Origin of the sequence: Clostridium sartagoforme, from assembly GCF_004794105.1 — a bacterium.
In the GTDB taxonomy this organism is placed as follows: domain Bacteria; phylum Bacillota; class Clostridia; order Clostridiales; family Clostridiaceae; genus Clostridium; species Clostridium sartagoforme_B.
Genome location: NZ_SRYR01000002.1, coordinates 86,129 through 104,151, shown reverse-complemented (window position 1 = coordinate 104,151; position 18,023 = coordinate 86,129). Strand labels below are relative to the sequence as shown.

Genomic DNA, 18,023 nt, shown 5'->3' with positions numbered 1-18,023 from the left:
ACTTGAAAACTGAATGAAAGAAAATAAAAAACGCACTCGAGAATAAATCCCAAGTGCGAACAAAAGCCACATTATTAATTTATTCTCTCATCTACCAGCTTAAAAGCTGCAGGATTTAGCACCAAACATAACGGTATTATTGCATAAGAAATATACACTTATACTTAATAAACCTATTATAGGTTGCTGGGTTTCATAGGGCCAGTCCCTCCACCACTCTTGATAAGAAATCTTTTTATTTTGTTGTTGATAATAATATACATTTATTAGTTAATATTGTCAATACCCATTTTAAAATTTTTTAAAATACTATGACTTCTTTTTCTATATTTGTTAGCTCAGCATCTGTATTTGCCTCAATAAAATTTATTATATTTTCTGCTGTAGAATCTACTTGAGCACTAGTTGCACATATGCTAGATATTCCTATAGTAATACTTTGATGTAAATCCTGACTCCCTACTTCATTTACAGAAATATTAAATTTATTTTTTAGTCTCTGACTTATGCTTCTCACTACCATTCTCTTTTCTTTTAAAGAGTGAACCCAAGTAGCTCTTAGATTTACACTCATAACTAAAACTCTCATAAAACACCACCATTACAATAAATAATTAACAATTAGCAATTAACAATTAAGGTTGTAATTTGTTCCAAATTACTTTTCTTAAATTTTATGGAGCTGCCTTTTCGACAACTCCATATTTATAACTTTGAATTAATAATAAATATTATCTTTATTATTTCATTTTTTTCATAGCTTTTTTCATATCACTTATCATTGATGAAAACTTTTCTTTAAAGTCTTCTCCAGCCTCTTCAACCTTATCCATTAAATCTGACATTTCTTCAGCTATTTCTTGTGTAAGCCTACCAGATTTAACATGCTTATAAAGCCTTTTCATCTTCTTTTCCATTTCTTCCATAACTTTTTCACCTCCATACTAACTATAATTATTTTTTACCAAAAATAATTAATTATACTAGCAAAGAGCTGAAAGTTGCTTATATTATAATTTACATTAATTTTTCTTTTTTTGTAAATTTAATATTTTTCATTAAACTTATAGTTATTATAGCAACTATGCATCCTAGTAAAATCCCAACTAAAATATCTGATGGATAATGTACAAATAAATATAATCTTGAAAATCCTATTAATGTAGCTAATATAAAAGCAACTATCCCAAACTTCTTATTATAATAAGCTATTATAAAAGCTGAAACAAATGAGGATGCTGTATGTCCAGAAGGAAATGAATAAGATGTTGGTGGATTAATTATTATATTAATATCTGGATATGTAATAAAAGCTCTTGGTCTTTGTACTATATTTTTTATTATTCCTTCCCCTAAAATCGTAGTTAATAAAAGTCCAACAAGTAATACAATTCCAATCTTTCTATATTTATTATTTAATAAATATAAAATACCAATTACTATCCATATAAATCCACTATCTCCTAAAGTAGTTATACCCACCATTAATTTATCCATAAATGGATTTGAAAAGTTTTCTCTAATAAAATTTAAAATATTTATATCTATATTACCTATTAAATTTATCATAATTCCCTCTTTAACTCCCTATTTGATACTAATTATATTTCTTTCATACTAATTATATTCATTTTACAATTATATCTCCTTTATATTATTTAGACAAGTTACCTAATTACGGTTCCATCTGCACTAATATGGTGCTATCCCGCAATGAAAAATTAATGAAAAAGCGCCTGTAGGAGTTTTAAAAAGCAATTAATTTTAGTAATTCTGTAAGAATTACCTCAATCATTCTCATTTTCACTTTTTAATTTTAGCTAATAATACGATAACCCCTTATTTAATAAAAGTTAATGAGGCTATTATGAGAATAAAAATCTCACAATAGCCTCTATGGGTATTTAAAATACACATTATTTATTTTAAATACACATTATTTATTTTTAATTTCTTTATTCATTTCAATTAACTCTATAGCTAAATCTTTAATAGTTTCTGCACTCATAAGTTGATCTTCTGCATGCATTATTATCAAAGAAAACTCTAGTTTTTTACCATTGGCTTCATCTTGAATTAAACCAGAATGGGCATGATGTCCCTCCAGCAAAAATCCTTTAGCCTCTTCTACCTTTTTTTCAGCCACTTCAAAATTACCATTTCTAGATTCCCTTATTGCTTCCATAGCCAAAGATTTAGCCATTCCAACATTGCTTATTATTTCAAAAGCAACTAATTCTAGTTCATCCATTTTTTATTCTCCTAACTATAGATTTTACATACTTTCTGTATTGCTGTTTAACTCTTCTTCATACATCTGCTTATTAGCTTTATTAGATGCTATAATAAATGGTGCATAAATCAATACACTAACAGCCAAACATATAATTCCAACTACAAGCCCCATAATTTCTCCACCAGTTCCTATGAATGGAATAAGTGGCCCAGGTGTTGTCCAAAGAACAGGATAAGCAACAGGTGGTATAATCTTAAGTAAAATAAAAGAATATCCAATTAAAATATTTACTATTGGTATTATTAAGAATGGTATAATCAGTATTGGATTTAATACTATAGGTAATCCAAAGATTATTGATTCATTAATATTAAATAATCCAGGTGCAAGAGATAATTTTGCAATATCCCTTTGATCTTTCATTTTAGAGAATAAAAATATTGCTATTATTAATCCTAAAGTCATTCCTGAACCACCATAGTTAGAAAAAGCATCAGTTAAAGCCCAAGTTGTTTCATATGGAGCTCCCCAAGCCGTTCCATTAGCTTGAACGAAAGCTAAGTTAGCTTGATTTGCTTCTGAGAACATAGTATCTCTTACTGCTGCAATAGTATTAGGTCCATGAATACCCATTATCCATAATAGGTTTGATACTATAGCAAATATAATTACTGAGAATATACTGTCTCCAATTTTAGTTAATGGTGCTTGTAAGAAATTGTAAATTAAAGTATGAATTCCACCACCATCTGTAACCTTTAATAATAAGAAATTACCAATTGAGAAGCCCATTACAACTATTATTATTGGAAATAATATCTTAAATGTTCTAGCAACTGCAGGTGGAACTTGCTCAGGCATTTTTATTTCAAGTTTAGGTGTCTTAGAAAGCCTTGATAGTATTTCACCAACTACTAATCCAACTATAATAGCAACGAATAATCCTTGTGGTCCCATATATTGAGTTGAAATCATTCCACCTTCACCTGCTGGATATATTATAAAGAATACTGAAACAGCAGCAAGCCCTACTAATAAGTCATCAGCACCTAAAATTCTTGCAAGATTTCTTGCTATTAAAAATACTATTAAAATTGCTAAAATATTTAAAGAACCGTTTAAAATTGGTGCAAAAATTGCTTGGTAATCTGCTAAATTAGGAATTAAATCTCCTAAGTGAATTAACTTAGCTACAAATCCATTAGGATCTAGTAAAACGTTGTTTAATAATACCATTAATGAACCTGCCATTGTTATTGGAAAGGCTAAAATAAATGCGTCTCTAATAGCGCAAATATGTCTTTGTGCATTTAGTTTTGTAGCAATTGGTACAAGAATTTTTTCCATACCACTTTCTATTTTGTTCATAATACTCATTACTTTTCCCCCTTTTATTTTTTATTTTTTAAATCCCTTGCTAAATTCCAAGAGTCTTTAATACACCCTCTAAAATTGCTTTTCCATTCATAGTTCCATATAACTTCATGTCTATAACTTGTACAGGTACTCTTCCCTTCACTAAAGCATCTACCTGTGGTTTTTGGAACCTTACTTGTGGTCCAAGTAAAACTATGTCTACTTCATCAACAACACTTGCACATTCTGAAACTGGTAAAGCATCAATATCAATTTCAAAACCTTTTTCTTTTGCTGCAGCTTTCATCTTATTTACTAAAAGACTAGTTGACATACCTGCTGCACAAACCAATAATATTTTTTTCATAATAATACCTCCTCACCCCTTCTTTATGATGAAATTATAACTGATAACTCTTCTCTTGTAATCATTTCCACATCTTTTAGAAACAGACTTTATAAATAAATAATTTGTTCCATAAAAATAACAAACCATTACATGTAATGGTTTTTACATTGTTTGTAAATATATTTATTTAAAATAGTACGAAGGCCTAATAAAAAAAGGATAGAAAAATTCTATCCTTTATAATTTTTATATAATTTTCTACCTATAGTTTCAATAATATATAATGCCGGTATTTGTGTTGTAATATCATCATTTTCTGTTTTTTCTTGCTGTACATAATATCCAATATTAATATCAGATATCTTTGCTAATATTGAACTTTCATTATTAGTAATACTTACTATCCTGCATCCCTTTTCCTTAAGCCTATTAATATTATTTATAACAGTTGCTGTTTGTCCAGAAACTGAAAATGCTATTGCAACATAATTATCACTGGGCTTGAAATTTAAGGGATAAAATGGATCATCTATGTAAATAGCATTTCTCCCTATGGCAGAAAGATACCTACCTGCATATTTAGATAGTATTCCGGAAAATCCCATCCCCACAAAAATAATAGTACTTGCTTTATTTATTTCTTCACATACTAAATCAATTTTTTCTCTATATTCTTTTCCTTGAGCTTTTTTTAAGAAATCTATTATCATGGAGGTATTATCTGTTAATATATTTCCTCCAGATTGTTCTAAGTACATTTTAAATTTAACTTTAAATTCTGAAAATCCTTCGCAGTCTATTTTTTTACAAAACCTTAATATAGTAGTAGTTGAAACATGAGCTTCATTTGCTAATTCTCTTATCCTCATATAAATAACTTTTTCACTATTTTTCATAATGTAATTATATAAGGATAGTTCAAGTTCATTAAAACTTTGTATCTTATTATAACTAAACATATCCTCACCCCTTTAAATATAATTATGAAGCATTATATTTAAATATTCAATTGCATTTTTTATAAAATCATACTTTATATACATAATATGTATACAAAAATCAAAAAAAGGCTTAAATCTATCATCTCAAGACTTCAGCCAATTTTCTTCTCTATAAATTTAAATGTAATTTCCTATTGATTTTATTATGTTGTTATAACAATAAAAAGATGCTTTCTCTTTTTAAATAATCTATTATTTTACATGTATTGTATAGTAAAGGCTCGTACCATAAGGTGATTTATTTTTAAATGTTGATTTTAAATGTCTTTCTAAATCTGCAGCTGACAATTCTGTTTCAGCTGAGTAAACTATTTTAATTCTACTTTTATCATCTAAAACTGTTAACTTAACCTTATCGTCTTCAAAGTTATCAAAAAACCCTCTTATAAATTTCATTTGAACTCCATTTATTTCTACTTTATGCATACTAAATTCCTCCTACTGAATTATTGAAAATTAACTTTAATTTAATTTTACAATAATTTTATTTTAAAAACTTCTTTTTATAACTCAATAAAACAAATCTCACTTTTTATAATTTGTTTTATTTATATAACACATTGTTATCTTTATTTTGTTAATTTCATAGATAAAAATATGTAAATCTATAGATAGTTAATCTGAATTGAGAATTAACCCATTTTAAATAAAAAAATATGACCTTAATCTTATTAAGATTAAAGCCATTTATGTTTATATTCTTATTATGTTACAAGACTAGTATTTTATTAAAGTTTACAAAAATGCACCCAAGTTTTATGTTAGATTACTTTTATTGTATAGTATAAAGTTGCTGCTATCTTAGAATGAGCTTTAAATCCACTCTTTAAATGTGCTTCTAATGCATTAGCATCTAGTTCTGTTTCAGCTGAATAAACTGTTTTAATTCTATTTTTGTCATCTAAAACAGTTAATTTTACCTTATCATCCTCGTAATTATCAAAATATTCTCTTAAAATTTTCATTTGAGCTCCGTTTATTTCAACCTTCATTATATTACCTCCTAATTAATTGCATATTTATATTTTTAAAGGCCATTTTTGTAATATATCCTCTTCCTATTATAGCAATAATTTCATAAAAAAATATACCATATGTAAAATATATAATTTTTAACTTTTAAAGAAATATTTTGTTTTCATTAAAAATAATCTCAATATTTATTATATGATTCTTTATTGAATTATAGTCAAATAAATTAATAAAGAGACTGTTAAGAAACAGTCTCTAATAGCTTTCTTCTTATATAGTATTCTTTTTTACAGACTAAATAAAGCCACCAAAGCTAATATTGCAAATATTATGCTTACAATACTTGCTACTAATCCAACAATTGCAAATACCTTTCCTTTTTGATTACTTTTTGATATTTGAGCTAGTCCAACAGCTGAGAAAACTATTCCTAATATTGAAGGTATCCAAAACAAATTGATAATTAATGAAATAAGACCTAACACAAATCCAGCTATCGCCATCCCATTGGTACTATTATTTACCGTAGTTAATTGCTTATCATATTCTTGCATAATATGATCCCCCTTTTATTAAATAATTAATTTATATGTATTTTTCCTCTTTTATATTCTTAAAGGGAAAAACAAATATATATTAATTGTATAATTTTCCAGGAAATTAATTAACAAAAATCGTATGACAAATTATTACATACTTCAACTTCTTGTAAGTTATAATTTTGTAGATTCCATAATCGATTTATGTCTTACATTTACTGCATCAAAGTTCTTCAACTTAAATACTATCTGAATACAATACCCAATAGAAATAGCACTTATTAAAGTTCCTATTCCAACTTTTCCACCTAAAATAAAGCCTATTATTAAAACTAATATTTCTATACTGCCCCTAATTAATTTAATGGGCTTATTTAATTTGCTACTTAAGCCTACCATTACCCCATCTCTAGGACCACAGCCTAACTCACAACCTATATATAAGTAACATCCATATCCCATCACAAACATACCAATAATCATCATAACAATTCCTACAAAGAAATTGTTTGCTACAGGTATTATATTGCTTTCATTAATTATATCTACAAACTTTCCAACCATTATAATATTAAATAATGTCCCTATACCTATCCTTTGACTAAGTACTATACCAATTATTATTACTACCACACTAGAAAGTATATTAGCTTGTCCAATCGTCAACCCTGTTACATTTGATATTCCTTGGTGAAAAACATCCCAGGGTGATAGTCCAAGATTTGAATTTAACATAAATACTGTAGAACTTGCACATAAAATAAAGCCTATTATTAGCCTTATAGATTTTTTTAATATATTAATCAAAATTCTCACCTACTTAAAATTTTCATTAGTTAAATCTATATAATTTTATCATTATAAAATATAAAACAAAAATTTTTCTTCTCAAAAATTAGAATGTAGAATTCAAAATGAAAAATTAATGAAAAAAACTCCTAAAGGAGTTTTTAAAATAAAATTATCTTTAGTTGAGCTGACTTTTCCGACAGCTCATTTCTTTAATTTTTAAAAATATTTACTATTTCTTTTTTATTTACATTTATTAATCCAAGGTCTGACATCTTACCTTCAGGTATTACAGGAAGTGCTAAAGTAACTATTCTTAATAGAGGATTTTTTATTTCATTTAACCCCATTCCTCTAAGAATCTCCTTCATTTTTTCTGCAACTACAGCTATTTCTGAAGCATCTTTAGTTGTCATAAGTCCTGCAACTTCTAATTGAATATGCTCTTTTATCTCTCCATCTATAGCACAGCTTATTCCTCCACCTATAGATATTAAGTCTTCTGCTACCTTAAAGGCTTCATTTATATCCTTATATACTATAGTTAAGTTATGGCTATCATGAGAAATTGTACTTCCTAAAGTACCTTTATCTATACCAAAACCTCTTACTAATCCTATTGCCTTTGTGTCTAACTTTCCATGCCTATTAATAACTATAACAAATCTTAAATCATCATTATCTTCTAATGATACATACCCATCTTTAACATCTACAACTTCTTCAACTATTTTAGTGGATGAAGATCTTTGACCTTCATATCTAATAACATTTACTTTTATTTTCCCATTTTCTATTGGTGCCTTTAATTTAAAATCTTCTAAAGATAGATTATCAACATGAACTGAATTTTCTAATTCTATATCATACTTCTTATCTTCTATAGACTTTAATAAAGTACCATTTTCAGCAACTAACTCACCTTCGAAGATTACAGCTTTAACCTTCACGTCTTCTAAGTCCTCTAAAACTACTAAGTCTGCTACATAGCCTGGTGCTATAGCTCCTAAATTAGTTACTCCTATTTCTCTTGCTGAATTTAAAGTTGCAGCTTTTATTGCATCAATTGGATGAAGTCCAGCTTTTATTGCAGTCCTAACTACATCATTCATATGCCCACTCTTAAGTATTTCATCTGCTTCTCTATCATCAGTACATAAAGTTAAATTCTCTAAATATCTAAAATCTTTTACACCCTTTACTATTTCAGTAACATCCTTAGATATTGAACTTTCTCTTGCATCTACATACATACCATTTCTAAGCTTATCTCTTGCTTCCTTAGGTGTTCTACTTTCATGACAAGTGGTAGCCCCTCCACATAAATAAGCTGATAGCATTCTCCCACTTAAGAAAGGTGCATGTCCTTGAATAAAGGATCCTCTCTTTTCAGCTTTTTCTAATATGCTAACCATTCTATCACTATTTTCAACAACTCCTATAAAGTCCATAACTTCTCCTAAGCCAAGAACTCTATCTAAGTCTAGCATTTCTTCAATTTCTTCTGCGAAAAACTCAGTTCCTGCATTTTCAAAGCCTAAAACAGCTGGTACACAAGAAGGTGCTAGTACATATTGTCTCATCGGAAGATCTTCACTACTATCGTGCATGTACTTAACTCCTCTTATTCCATGAACATTTGCAATTTCATGAGGATCTGTTACCACAGTTGTTGTTCCATATGGTATTACTTCCTTTGCAAAGTTTCTTGGAGTCATAAGAGTACTTTCAATATGTATATGACTATCTATAAGTCCTGGTATTACATGCTTACCTTTAGCATCATAATATTGTTTTCCTTCTATATCTAATATATCCTGATTATCTATAGCTGTAGATATATGAGCTATAAATCCAGCATATATTCCTATATGACCATTGTATATCTCACCAGTAAAAACATTAACTATACTTGCATTTTTAATAACTAAATCGCAAGGTCTCTTTCCTATAGCTGCTTCTATTAATCCCCTTTTATCCCTAGATAATATTTTCATTTTATTTCTCCTATACTACAAAAAAATATGCTATTAGTGGAATACATAGTATATATATTCCCCAGTTTAAATCTTTAAATCTTCCTGCCATTACTTTAGTAATCATGTAAGATATAATTCCTATACTTATACCATTTGATATACTTGAAGTGAAAGCTGTAAAAGTAATTGTTGCAAAAGCTGGAAAAGCTTCTGTAAAATCATTAAATTCTATATTTTTAACTCCTGTAATCATTAATAATCCAATTAATATTAAGGCTGGTGCTGTTGCTTCACTTGGTATCATTCCTGCAATTGGTGTAATAAATACTGTAAGTGCAAAACATATTCCTGTTACTACTGCAGTAAATCCAGTTCTACCACCTTCTTCAACCCCAGCTGCTGATTCAATATAAGTTGTCACTACTGTAGAACCCATTACTGCTCCAACTACTGTTGCAATGGCATCTACTAAGAAAGGTTTATTTATTTCTGGTAAATCTCCATTTTCATCTAAAAGATCAGCCTTTGCAGAAACACCTAATAAAGTTCCTAAAGTAGAGAAGAAATCTCCTACAAAGAATGTAAACATTAGTGGGAAAAAGCTCCACTTTAATGCTGCCATAATATCAAGTTTAAATGCTATTGGTTCTATTGATGGTGGCATTGTAACTAGTCTTTCAGGAACACTTGTAATTCCCATTGGAATTCCTATTAATGTTGTTAATATTATTGCAATTAATACTCCACCTTTAATGTTTCTTGCTTGTAGGAATACAACTATTACTAACCCTATTATTGTAAGTAAAACTCCTGGTGATTTAACATCTCCCATAGCAATGCTTCCGCCTTCTAAAGTCATTAAGCCTCCATTTTTAAAGCCTAATAGTACTATATAAAATCCAACTGCAACTCCTATTGCATACTTAATGTTCTTAGGTATTAAATTTACTATAACTTCTCTTAAACCAAATATAGTTAAAAGGATGAATACAACTCCTGAAATAAATACCATTCCTAAGCCTGTCTCCCAATTAACTACTCCACCTGCAACTAAAGTATAAGCAAAGAATGCATTACTTCCCATAGCTGGTGCTAAAGCAAAAGGTAAGTTTGTGTAAAGTCCCATAAATATACTAAATACTGCTGATAAAATCGCTGTTACAACAGTTACAGCTCCAACATCCATTCCAGCTGCTCCCATAAACATAGGTTGCAGTACTAAAATATATGCCATTGTCATAAATGTAGTTATACCTGCTGTTACTTCCGTTTTTATGTTAGTATCACGCTCTTTAAGTTTAAATAGTTTTTCAATCATTAGTTTGTCTCCTATCTTTCGTTAGTATTTAACAAAATACGAATTATATTTTATATATTATATTTATTATTCGTTTTAGTCAAGATTGTTTTTTGTTTTTTATTGAAAATAATTTAATCATTATAGATAAAAATAAAATACGAGCGTATATTTTTCAAATATATGCTCGCATTTTATGCATTTCTTATATTAACTAATACTAAATATTTTAATTTAAGTCTCCTATAAATATACTACCAGGCAATCCTCGTATAATAGCCGCTCCTTCAGCCTTTCTAAATTCCTTTTCTCCTTTTGATCTAATATAGAGACCTTCAATATCCATCATATCATTCTCTGCTTTTTTATTTAAAATAACTAATTGTGCATTTTTAGTAACAAAAAAGAATACTTCAGTATCTTCTTTATTCGCATAATAATCAGTTGAATTAAATACCTTCTCTAACTGCAAATTCTCTAAATTTACCTTCATAATCTCATTTCTCTTTGATAAATATAAATCCTCTCCCTCATAACGAAACACTGCTTCTTCAACTCTCATAATAGGTTCTTTAACTATTTCCTCTTTTTCTAAATCAAATTTAAATAGACTACTTGGATTGTAATTAGCTATTACATATACGTTATTACCAGATTTAAAAAATTCATACGTATCATTTGGATTTTCTATTTCTTTACTATGCAAGAAATTACCTTCATTATCAAAAACTTCAATGTACTGTTTATTTAACTCTCCATAAGTATCCATTAGATTGTCTGAACTTATTGAATAATACTTATCATTTGCTTTCACTAAAGTATTTATTATTGGTTTAGTTCCTTTAAAAGTTTTTATTTCATCCCCATTAAAATTCCCAACATCATGGACTTTATATTCATAATCATTATCAAATTCTTCCGTTGATTGATCTAAAAAAATTAAATCTCCATCATATTCTTCTACATAAAAACTCGTACCTTCTAAAAATCCATTCTCAACTTCTTTAACCTTCTTAGTTTTCTTATCTATTGAAATAAGATTTGTTTCCCCTACTAAATAATACTTATCATCTGTTTCAAAGTTATCAAAGTAGAAACCTCCACTTTTTACACTTCTAGTCTCTACTAAATTGAAATTCTCATCATATAGCTTTACTGCATTAAACTCTTCTTGATAACTTAAATAATAATTATTAGGTCTTTGAATAGTTATAAATTTACTATTCTTTACTTTAATCTTATGGTTTATAAAATAGAAACTAGCTAAAGCTAACAATATGATCCCTAAAACAATAAGTACTACCCTTGTCTTAGATTTCTTGATTTCCCCCACATTCTCTCCCCCATATAATCTTTTTTTTTATTATGTACTCTTATAAAATAATTTTACATTATATGGTATATCCAGTAAATTAAATTTCATCTAAATAAGATATTATTTTTACTTAAAACATACACCATTACTTATTAATTACTAAGACTAATAAATTCCCTGCTTTCTATTTCTATATTAACTAATATTTTTTTCTTCATACTTTTCATAAGTAATTAATTATACCTTTCATATTATAGAGAAAAAAATAAAAAGTTATTACAACTATTAATTTTGTAATAACTTCCTATTATCTCCATATTTTATTCTACTGTAAACTCTTTCACTATAGTAACAGAATTACCTTTTGAATCGTATGTTTCAATAGTTATACGGTAATCCCCTGCCTCTAAGAATAATCCCATAAGTTCTATACTAGCATAATTAAGTTTATCAGATGGGAATGAAGTAGTAACATTGAATCTTCCTACATTTACTCCACTTAATGATTGTAACTTTATATCATCCTTCCCAAATGTGCTAGTTAAATCTTCGTTAAATGTTAACTCTAAAAGAGTACCCATCCACCCTTCAGATACTTCTATATTTGTAATATCTAATGAAGATTTATCTTCTTCTCCCCCATCAGGTTCTCCTATAAATTCTGGTATTTTAAAGTGGTCTACAAACCCTTTACGATAATTACCATCATAATCAACAAATAGAACCCATAATCTAGATTTATTCGTTAATTTATATCCTGATAAATCGATATCTAATTCATTATATCCAGAATATAAGTCTACTTTTGTACTTGCTATTTTACCACTTAGCACATCTTCAGCCATTGGTGTAGTTGAATCTCCAGCAAATACTGAATTATTCCATTCATATACTCCATAATATAACGTTCCATATTCATCTGAATTAAATCCAAATTTTATTTTATTCTGTGAATAATGGTCTATATTATCCCCAGTTATTGCAGGTGGATTAAAATGTGATTTAAATGAACCTTCAACAATAGTTCCATCTGGCATATTTACTGAAACAGTATACTTATTATCCTTATGCCCATAGTTATCTGGCACAATTATAGTATAAGTTTGCTTATCTGAACTTACAATAAACTTTGCACCTTTAGTAGTAAGAGCTGATTCTCTTGGACATATAATGCTAAAGTCCTCTAATTTTAATTTTCCTTTAACTGGTTTATTAAATGTAAATACAAATCTATTAGCTACAACCTCTTCTGCTGAAACTAACTTATACTCATCACCTTCTGTTTCCTCCTCATATTTCCCTAATTCAAGAGGTCCATAAACTGGAGAAGTTCTTCCATCAAAACCTTCCATAACGTAATATACGTCATATTCTTTATTTTCTTTTAAATCTGATATTGAAATCTCATTATATTCAGTCTTAATAGATACCTTAGTTCCATTTTCTTTTATATCTTCTACATCTACATTTTTATTGAAACGGAACTTTGTTTTTTCTACAAGTTTATAGTATAAATATCCACCTTCATCAACACCATACACATCCATTATAGCTTCTGTTTGGCTTGTTCTATCTAACATAACCTTTGATGCTGTAGGATGGTTATAGCTATACTCAAATTCCTTACTAATTATTTTTCCATTTGGTAGTGTTATATATAATTCATATGTATTATCTTTATAATATGATGTATTTAATGTGTATGTTTGATTATCTTGAGTTGATACATTAAATACACTCATGGTATTTCCACCATGACATACAATAGAAAGTTCTGATAATGTTATTGGTCTACTCGTTTTTTCATTTAAAGTAAATTCAATTTTACCCTGTTGCTTTAAAGTTATTGTACTTATTTCATACTTTTCTTCTCTTCCAACAAATACATTATTAGCAGCTTCACTTATCACTATCTTATCCTTAGAAGTATCAGTATAAATACCTGCATTATTTCCATTAATCTCTACTGAACTTAATATACCATTTCCCATTATCTTTGTAGAATCACCATTAATAGTAGCTTGTCCTACTGTAGCTCCTTCTTTAATATAGATACTACTCTTATCACCATTTGAATTAACTACATTTACACTTCCATTAACCCCAATGATTGTATTATTTCCGCTATCATTAACTTTATCTACTGTTTTATTTATTGTTATATCAGCATTGTTTGAGTTTTTATCAATACTCATAACTTCAGTATGTACATTAAGAACTAATGTACCGTTTAAAAGATTTAAATTAGAAATTTTGCTATCTCCTAAAATAGATGCATTTCCATTGATATCTACTTTATTTACTTCCTTTACATTTTCTAAATATAAAGTTGGTCCACTTATATTTTTATCAATATCTAATAATGTATTACGATATCTTGTTACTCCATCTTTGCCTACTTTTACATATGGTACTGTTGAATCTTTAATATTTACTTGATATTGTATTCCATCTTCTAAGATCAATTTTTCTTTAATCTCTACATTTTCTAATACAACCTTGCCCATATCTATAGAAGAATCAATATAGATATTTTTGTATATTCTATTTGATACTGTAACTACACCATCTACTAAATCATTCTTAGTTATAGTAAGATCATTCAATGCTATTTCTGGTTTCTCAGTATCTTCAGGCTTTCCTGATCCATCTGGGTTACCTGGCTTCTCTGTACCTCCTGGATTATTAGGTTCAGCTGGTTTTTCAGAGTTATCTGGTATATCTGGCTTATTTGGATTCTCTGGCCTATTTGGTGTTTCAGGTTTATTTGGATTCTCTGGTTGCCCGACTTCCTCATTCTTCTCAGGAACTTCTGGCAGTTCAGCTCCACTTTGGCTTCCTTCCTCTGCTCCATTATCATTTTCAAATTCATTTCCTTTATCAATATTAGTATTGCTATTTAATAAATTATTTTGAATTTGATCATCTATTGATGCTAATTCATTATTAATATTATTACTCTCTTCTTTATTTTCTTCATTTTTATCTAATTTGCTATTATTAGAATCATTTTGAATGATAGTTGTATCTTTATCAGTTAAACTACTTCCATCACTTTGAAACTGATTTAAGAAATAAGCTCCTGATGCACATGCTATAACTACTGCTGATCCAATAATAATAGCAATTTTATTCTTTTTAATCATAAATTAACTCCTATTCTAACATTAATTTCTATATATTCGAAAATATTTTAACCAGAATTTCATCATAATGTCAATATTTTTATAATTATTCTTATATAATAATTATTATTTGGGAATTTTCTTAAAATTAATACGGAGTTTATTTGTAATATTTCACAAAGTTCATTATATTTCTTTATATCTTACTCAAAATTTGTTATAGAATAGAAATAGTTAAGACAACTGAATTCAGAGAATAAAAATAGTAGATAGACATGTTTCTCAACAAATCTATCTACCTTTATACAGTATTACTTTATTCAAAATTAATTCCTTAAAATCCTATATACTCTTCTATAATAACATCTTATTCTAAATCATATTAAAAAGCATAAATCCAACTATGTTAATTGCAAAATTTGCAAACATATGAATTAACCAGCTAACATAAATATTTTTATATTTTTCATTAAAGTAATTAAAGATAATTCCTCCAACAAATAATCCAGATAAAGTTAAAATAAATAAACTAATATCAAACCATCCTATCATCATAGCCACATGGTATAAAGCAAAGGCTAGAGAGCTAAAAATATATGCAAACTTTCTACTTGCTACTTCTTTTAATTTTATAAATGCAAATCCTCTAAAGAAAAACTCCTCTAATAAAGAGTTAATAAAAGATATATATATTGCTACAAATATAAAGTTACTATTATCAATACCAACATTTGCTGATAATGATGAAACTACATTTGAAAAATCAAAAAATCCTCCTAAAATTAGATAAGCCCCTAAAATAAATGAAAACACAGCAGCTCCAGAAATTAGAGCAATAATAATTTCCTTCTTACTCTTAACTTTAAATAAAGAGTTTAAATTTAACTCTTTATTATATCTAGAATATAAAATTGGCATTAAAGAAAAAAGTATAATTTTCACAAAAGACTTTGTAAGATATTGAGGCCTTATTACAGCATCTATAAATCCCATTATTAAACAACCTAATAATACAATTAGGATGATAGTTTTCTTCTTCTTTAACATATATTCTCCCCTTTTTTTCCTCATTATTAAGTCTAATATACAACTTATTATTTGTTAAAGTATAAATAGCATTTTTTAGAGTAAGGTTTAAATAAATCTTGCTGTATTACAAACAAGAAAAATAACACTTTTATTTACAGCTAATTATATTAATAAGGGCATTAACTATTCTTTTATTAAAATATCTAAAGTATGAGCTCCTGCCCCTAATATATCTTGTCTTTCACATGTAGACAGATGATAGTCAATAAAAGTTTGAAATGTTTCTTCATCCATAGAATTTAAAATAGGCCTCATATAATTAGCAGGGCCATCTGCTGAAATTATTTTTATTCTTTTTACTCCTACTGCTTCATTTACTTTATTAATATCTTCAACTCTTACATAATCATATAAGTCTTCAGGCTCTGATATAACATGATAACTTTCATCAAGTTTTCCACTATCAATACACTTTTTTATATTATTTTCTTTGAATCCATATGTTATTACGCTATATTCATTCATACAATAAGCAACCAATATTTTTCCACCTACTTTAGTTACTCTTTTTGCTTCTTCTAATGCCCTTACTTTATCTTCAAATGTATATAAATGATACATTGGGCCAAAAACTAATGTCATATCAAAGGTATTATCTTCAAATCTAGCTAAGTTTAAAGCAGTTCCTTGAAATGCTTTTACTGTGCTACCTTTAGATTTTAAAACACCTAAATTATGTTTCACAAGTTCAATTGCTGTAACATCATATCCTTCATTAGCTAATGCTACTGAATATCTTCCTGTTCCTGCTCCAACATCTAATATTTTATAATTTTTATTCTCATTTAAATATTCATGAATATATTTCATAGAAGTTATATATTCAACTTGTCCATGTCTTCTCGTTAATCTTTTATCCTCACAAAACTTATTATAATGCTTTTCTAATTCTACTGTCATTTCTTTTTCTCTCCACTTAATATATTTATTCTTAACTTACAAAACATATAAACTTTCTCACTAACACTTATATTTGCCTATTAAAATTATACTCTAACTATAAGCTCTTTTGAATCCCTAGTCTAACGCGGGGTATTCTAATTGTTCATATAAAGGTGATGAACTAGAATTTTAGATTTGCTTTTAATACTAATTTACATAAAATAGACCATTTTAATTTAAATTTAAGATTTTAGAATAGAACTCTAGATTCACTAACTATAATATTTCCTAGATTTCAGAATTAGAGTTTAGGAATAAAAAGGAGCTAGCAAATCTCAATTTGCTTAACTCCTTTATTTTTATGTTATTTTAATAGATTCTCTAAATCTGTAAAGTTTATACCCTCAAAGAGCCACGGAAACCTCTTGCAGAATAATATGATTCCGCTCCATTATGATATACAAAAACAGTATCATAACGACGATCACAAAAGATAGCTCCGCCTTTTACCCTAATATTTTCTGGTGTTTTAACCCAACTAGAGGTTTTAAGGTCAAAACTCCCAAGCTTCTGTAACTCTCTATATTGCTCTTCTGTTAAAACATCAATCCCCATATCTAAAGCCATATCAATAACATTATTTTGTGGCTTATTTTGTTTTCTTGACTCTAACGCTTCACGATCATAACAGATACTTCTTCTCCCTTTAGGACTCTCAGCTGAACAGTCATAAAAAACATATTCCCCAGTTTCTTCATCATAACTAATGATATCTGGTTCACCACCAGTTCTCTCCATTTCATAAAGGGACCATAGTTTTTCAGTATTATATTTTAATTTTTCTTGTACCTCATCCCATTCCATTCCTTTATGACGATTAATGTTCTTTTCAAAACGCTCTTTTAAAATTTCTAATAAATTTTTATATTCCTCAGATGACAGCATTCTTTTATTATCACTCATACCAAAACCTCCTCATATAATATATTTAAAACTCAATCCCATTAATGTATAAGCATATACTTAATGCTTATTATGAAATATTTGTAAGTAATTGTATCAGACACCTATTCTTTAGTCAATCTTTAACATAT

The 18,023-nt window shown here is 27.9% G+C and carries 18 protein-coding genes and 1 riboswitch; all 18 genes read right to left on the bottom strand.

Annotated features, from left to right (window positions below; genetic code table 11):
• Window positions 1-84 precede the first annotated feature (84 nt).
• A riboswitch (SAM riboswitch) is annotated at window positions 85-229 on the bottom strand.
• 72 nt (window positions 230-301) lie between these two features.
• Complete coding sequence (locus tag E5347_RS07450; protein ID WP_136006021.1) at window positions 302-589, bottom strand: DUF503 domain-containing protein; 288 nt, start codon at window positions 587-589, stop codon at window positions 302-304.
• A gap of 151 nt (window positions 590-740) precedes the next feature.
• The gene (locus tag E5347_RS07445) at window positions 741-926 is read right to left on the bottom strand and encodes a hypothetical protein (protein ID WP_136006019.1); all 186 of its coding nucleotides are present in this window, start codon (window positions 924-926) and stop codon (window positions 741-743) included.
• A gap of 91 nt (window positions 927-1,017) precedes the next feature.
• A complete protein-coding gene (locus E5347_RS07440; protein ID WP_168354927.1) occupies window positions 1,018-1,569 on the bottom strand; it encodes a phosphatase PAP2 family protein in 552 nt (183 codons plus the stop codon).
• Window positions 1,570-1,936: 367 nt separating this feature from the next.
• Window positions 1,937-2,251, bottom strand: coding sequence for a PTS lactose/cellobiose transporter subunit IIA (locus E5347_RS07435; protein WP_136006017.1), 315 nt, complete (start codon window positions 2,249-2,251; stop codon window positions 1,937-1,939).
• 24 nt (window positions 2,252-2,275) lie between these two features.
• On the bottom strand, window positions 2,276-3,613 hold the full coding sequence (locus tag E5347_RS07430) for a PTS sugar transporter subunit IIC (RefSeq protein ID WP_136006015.1): 1,338 nt from the start codon (window positions 3,611-3,613) through the stop codon (window positions 2,276-2,278).
• Between the two features lie 40 nt (window positions 3,614-3,653).
• Window positions 3,654-3,959, bottom strand: coding sequence for a PTS sugar transporter subunit IIB (locus E5347_RS07425; protein WP_136006013.1), 306 nt, complete (start codon window positions 3,957-3,959; stop codon window positions 3,654-3,656).
• Between the two features lie 212 nt (window positions 3,960-4,171).
• Window positions 4,172-4,900 carry a MurR/RpiR family transcriptional regulator gene (locus E5347_RS07420; RefSeq protein ID WP_136006012.1) on the bottom strand — a complete coding sequence of 243 codons (729 nt, stop codon included), beginning with the start codon at window positions 4,898-4,900 and terminating at the stop codon, window positions 4,172-4,174.
• A gap of 234 nt (window positions 4,901-5,134) precedes the next feature.
• On the bottom strand, window positions 5,135-5,368 hold the full coding sequence (locus E5347_RS07415) for a hypothetical protein (protein ID WP_136006009.1): 234 nt from the start codon (window positions 5,366-5,368) through the stop codon (window positions 5,135-5,137).
• Between the two features lie 335 nt (window positions 5,369-5,703).
• The gene (locus tag E5347_RS07410) at window positions 5,704-5,934 is read right to left on the bottom strand and encodes a hypothetical protein (protein WP_243109753.1); all 231 of its coding nucleotides are present in this window, start codon (window positions 5,932-5,934) and stop codon (window positions 5,704-5,706) included.
• Between the two features lie 267 nt (window positions 5,935-6,201).
• Entirely contained in the window at window positions 6,202-6,468 is a 267-nt protein-coding gene (locus E5347_RS07405) for a DUF4190 domain-containing protein (RefSeq protein WP_136006005.1), read from the bottom strand.
• A 159-nt stretch (window positions 6,469-6,627) separates the two neighbouring features.
• Complete coding sequence (locus E5347_RS07400) at window positions 6,628-7,260, bottom strand: hypothetical protein (protein ID WP_207670459.1); 633 nt, start codon at window positions 7,258-7,260, stop codon at window positions 6,628-6,630.
• Window positions 7,261-7,454: 194 nt separating this feature from the next.
• Complete coding sequence (gene ade, locus E5347_RS07395) at window positions 7,455-9,239, bottom strand: adenine deaminase (protein ID WP_136006003.1); 1,785 nt, start codon at window positions 9,237-9,239, stop codon at window positions 7,455-7,457.
• A gap of 10 nt (window positions 9,240-9,249) precedes the next feature.
• A complete protein-coding gene (locus E5347_RS07390) occupies window positions 9,250-10,539 on the bottom strand; it encodes an NCS2 family permease (RefSeq protein WP_136006001.1) in 1,290 nt (429 codons plus the stop codon).
• A 208-nt stretch (window positions 10,540-10,747) separates the two neighbouring features.
• Window positions 10,748-11,851, bottom strand: coding sequence for a hypothetical protein (locus E5347_RS07385; protein ID WP_136006000.1), 1,104 nt, complete (start codon window positions 11,849-11,851; stop codon window positions 10,748-10,750).
• A gap of 302 nt (window positions 11,852-12,153) precedes the next feature.
• The gene (locus E5347_RS07380; protein ID WP_168354926.1) at window positions 12,154-14,979 is read right to left on the bottom strand and encodes a hypothetical protein; all 2,826 of its coding nucleotides are present in this window, start codon (window positions 14,977-14,979) and stop codon (window positions 12,154-12,156) included.
• Between the two features lie 351 nt (window positions 14,980-15,330).
• Window positions 15,331-16,005: a CPBP family intramembrane glutamic endopeptidase gene (locus E5347_RS07370; protein ID WP_168354925.1), complete on the bottom strand. Its 675-nt coding sequence runs from the start codon at window positions 16,003-16,005 to the stop codon at window positions 15,331-15,333.
• A gap of 165 nt (window positions 16,006-16,170) precedes the next feature.
• Window positions 16,171-16,947 carry a class I SAM-dependent methyltransferase gene (locus E5347_RS07365; protein WP_136005995.1) on the bottom strand — a complete coding sequence of 259 codons (777 nt, stop codon included), beginning with the start codon at window positions 16,945-16,947 and terminating at the stop codon, window positions 16,171-16,173.
• A 378-nt stretch (window positions 16,948-17,325) separates the two neighbouring features.
• Window positions 17,326-17,892 carry a DUF4256 domain-containing protein gene (locus tag E5347_RS07360; protein ID WP_136005994.1) on the bottom strand — a complete coding sequence of 189 codons (567 nt, stop codon included), beginning with the start codon at window positions 17,890-17,892 and terminating at the stop codon, window positions 17,326-17,328.
• Window positions 17,893-18,023 lie beyond the last annotated feature (131 nt).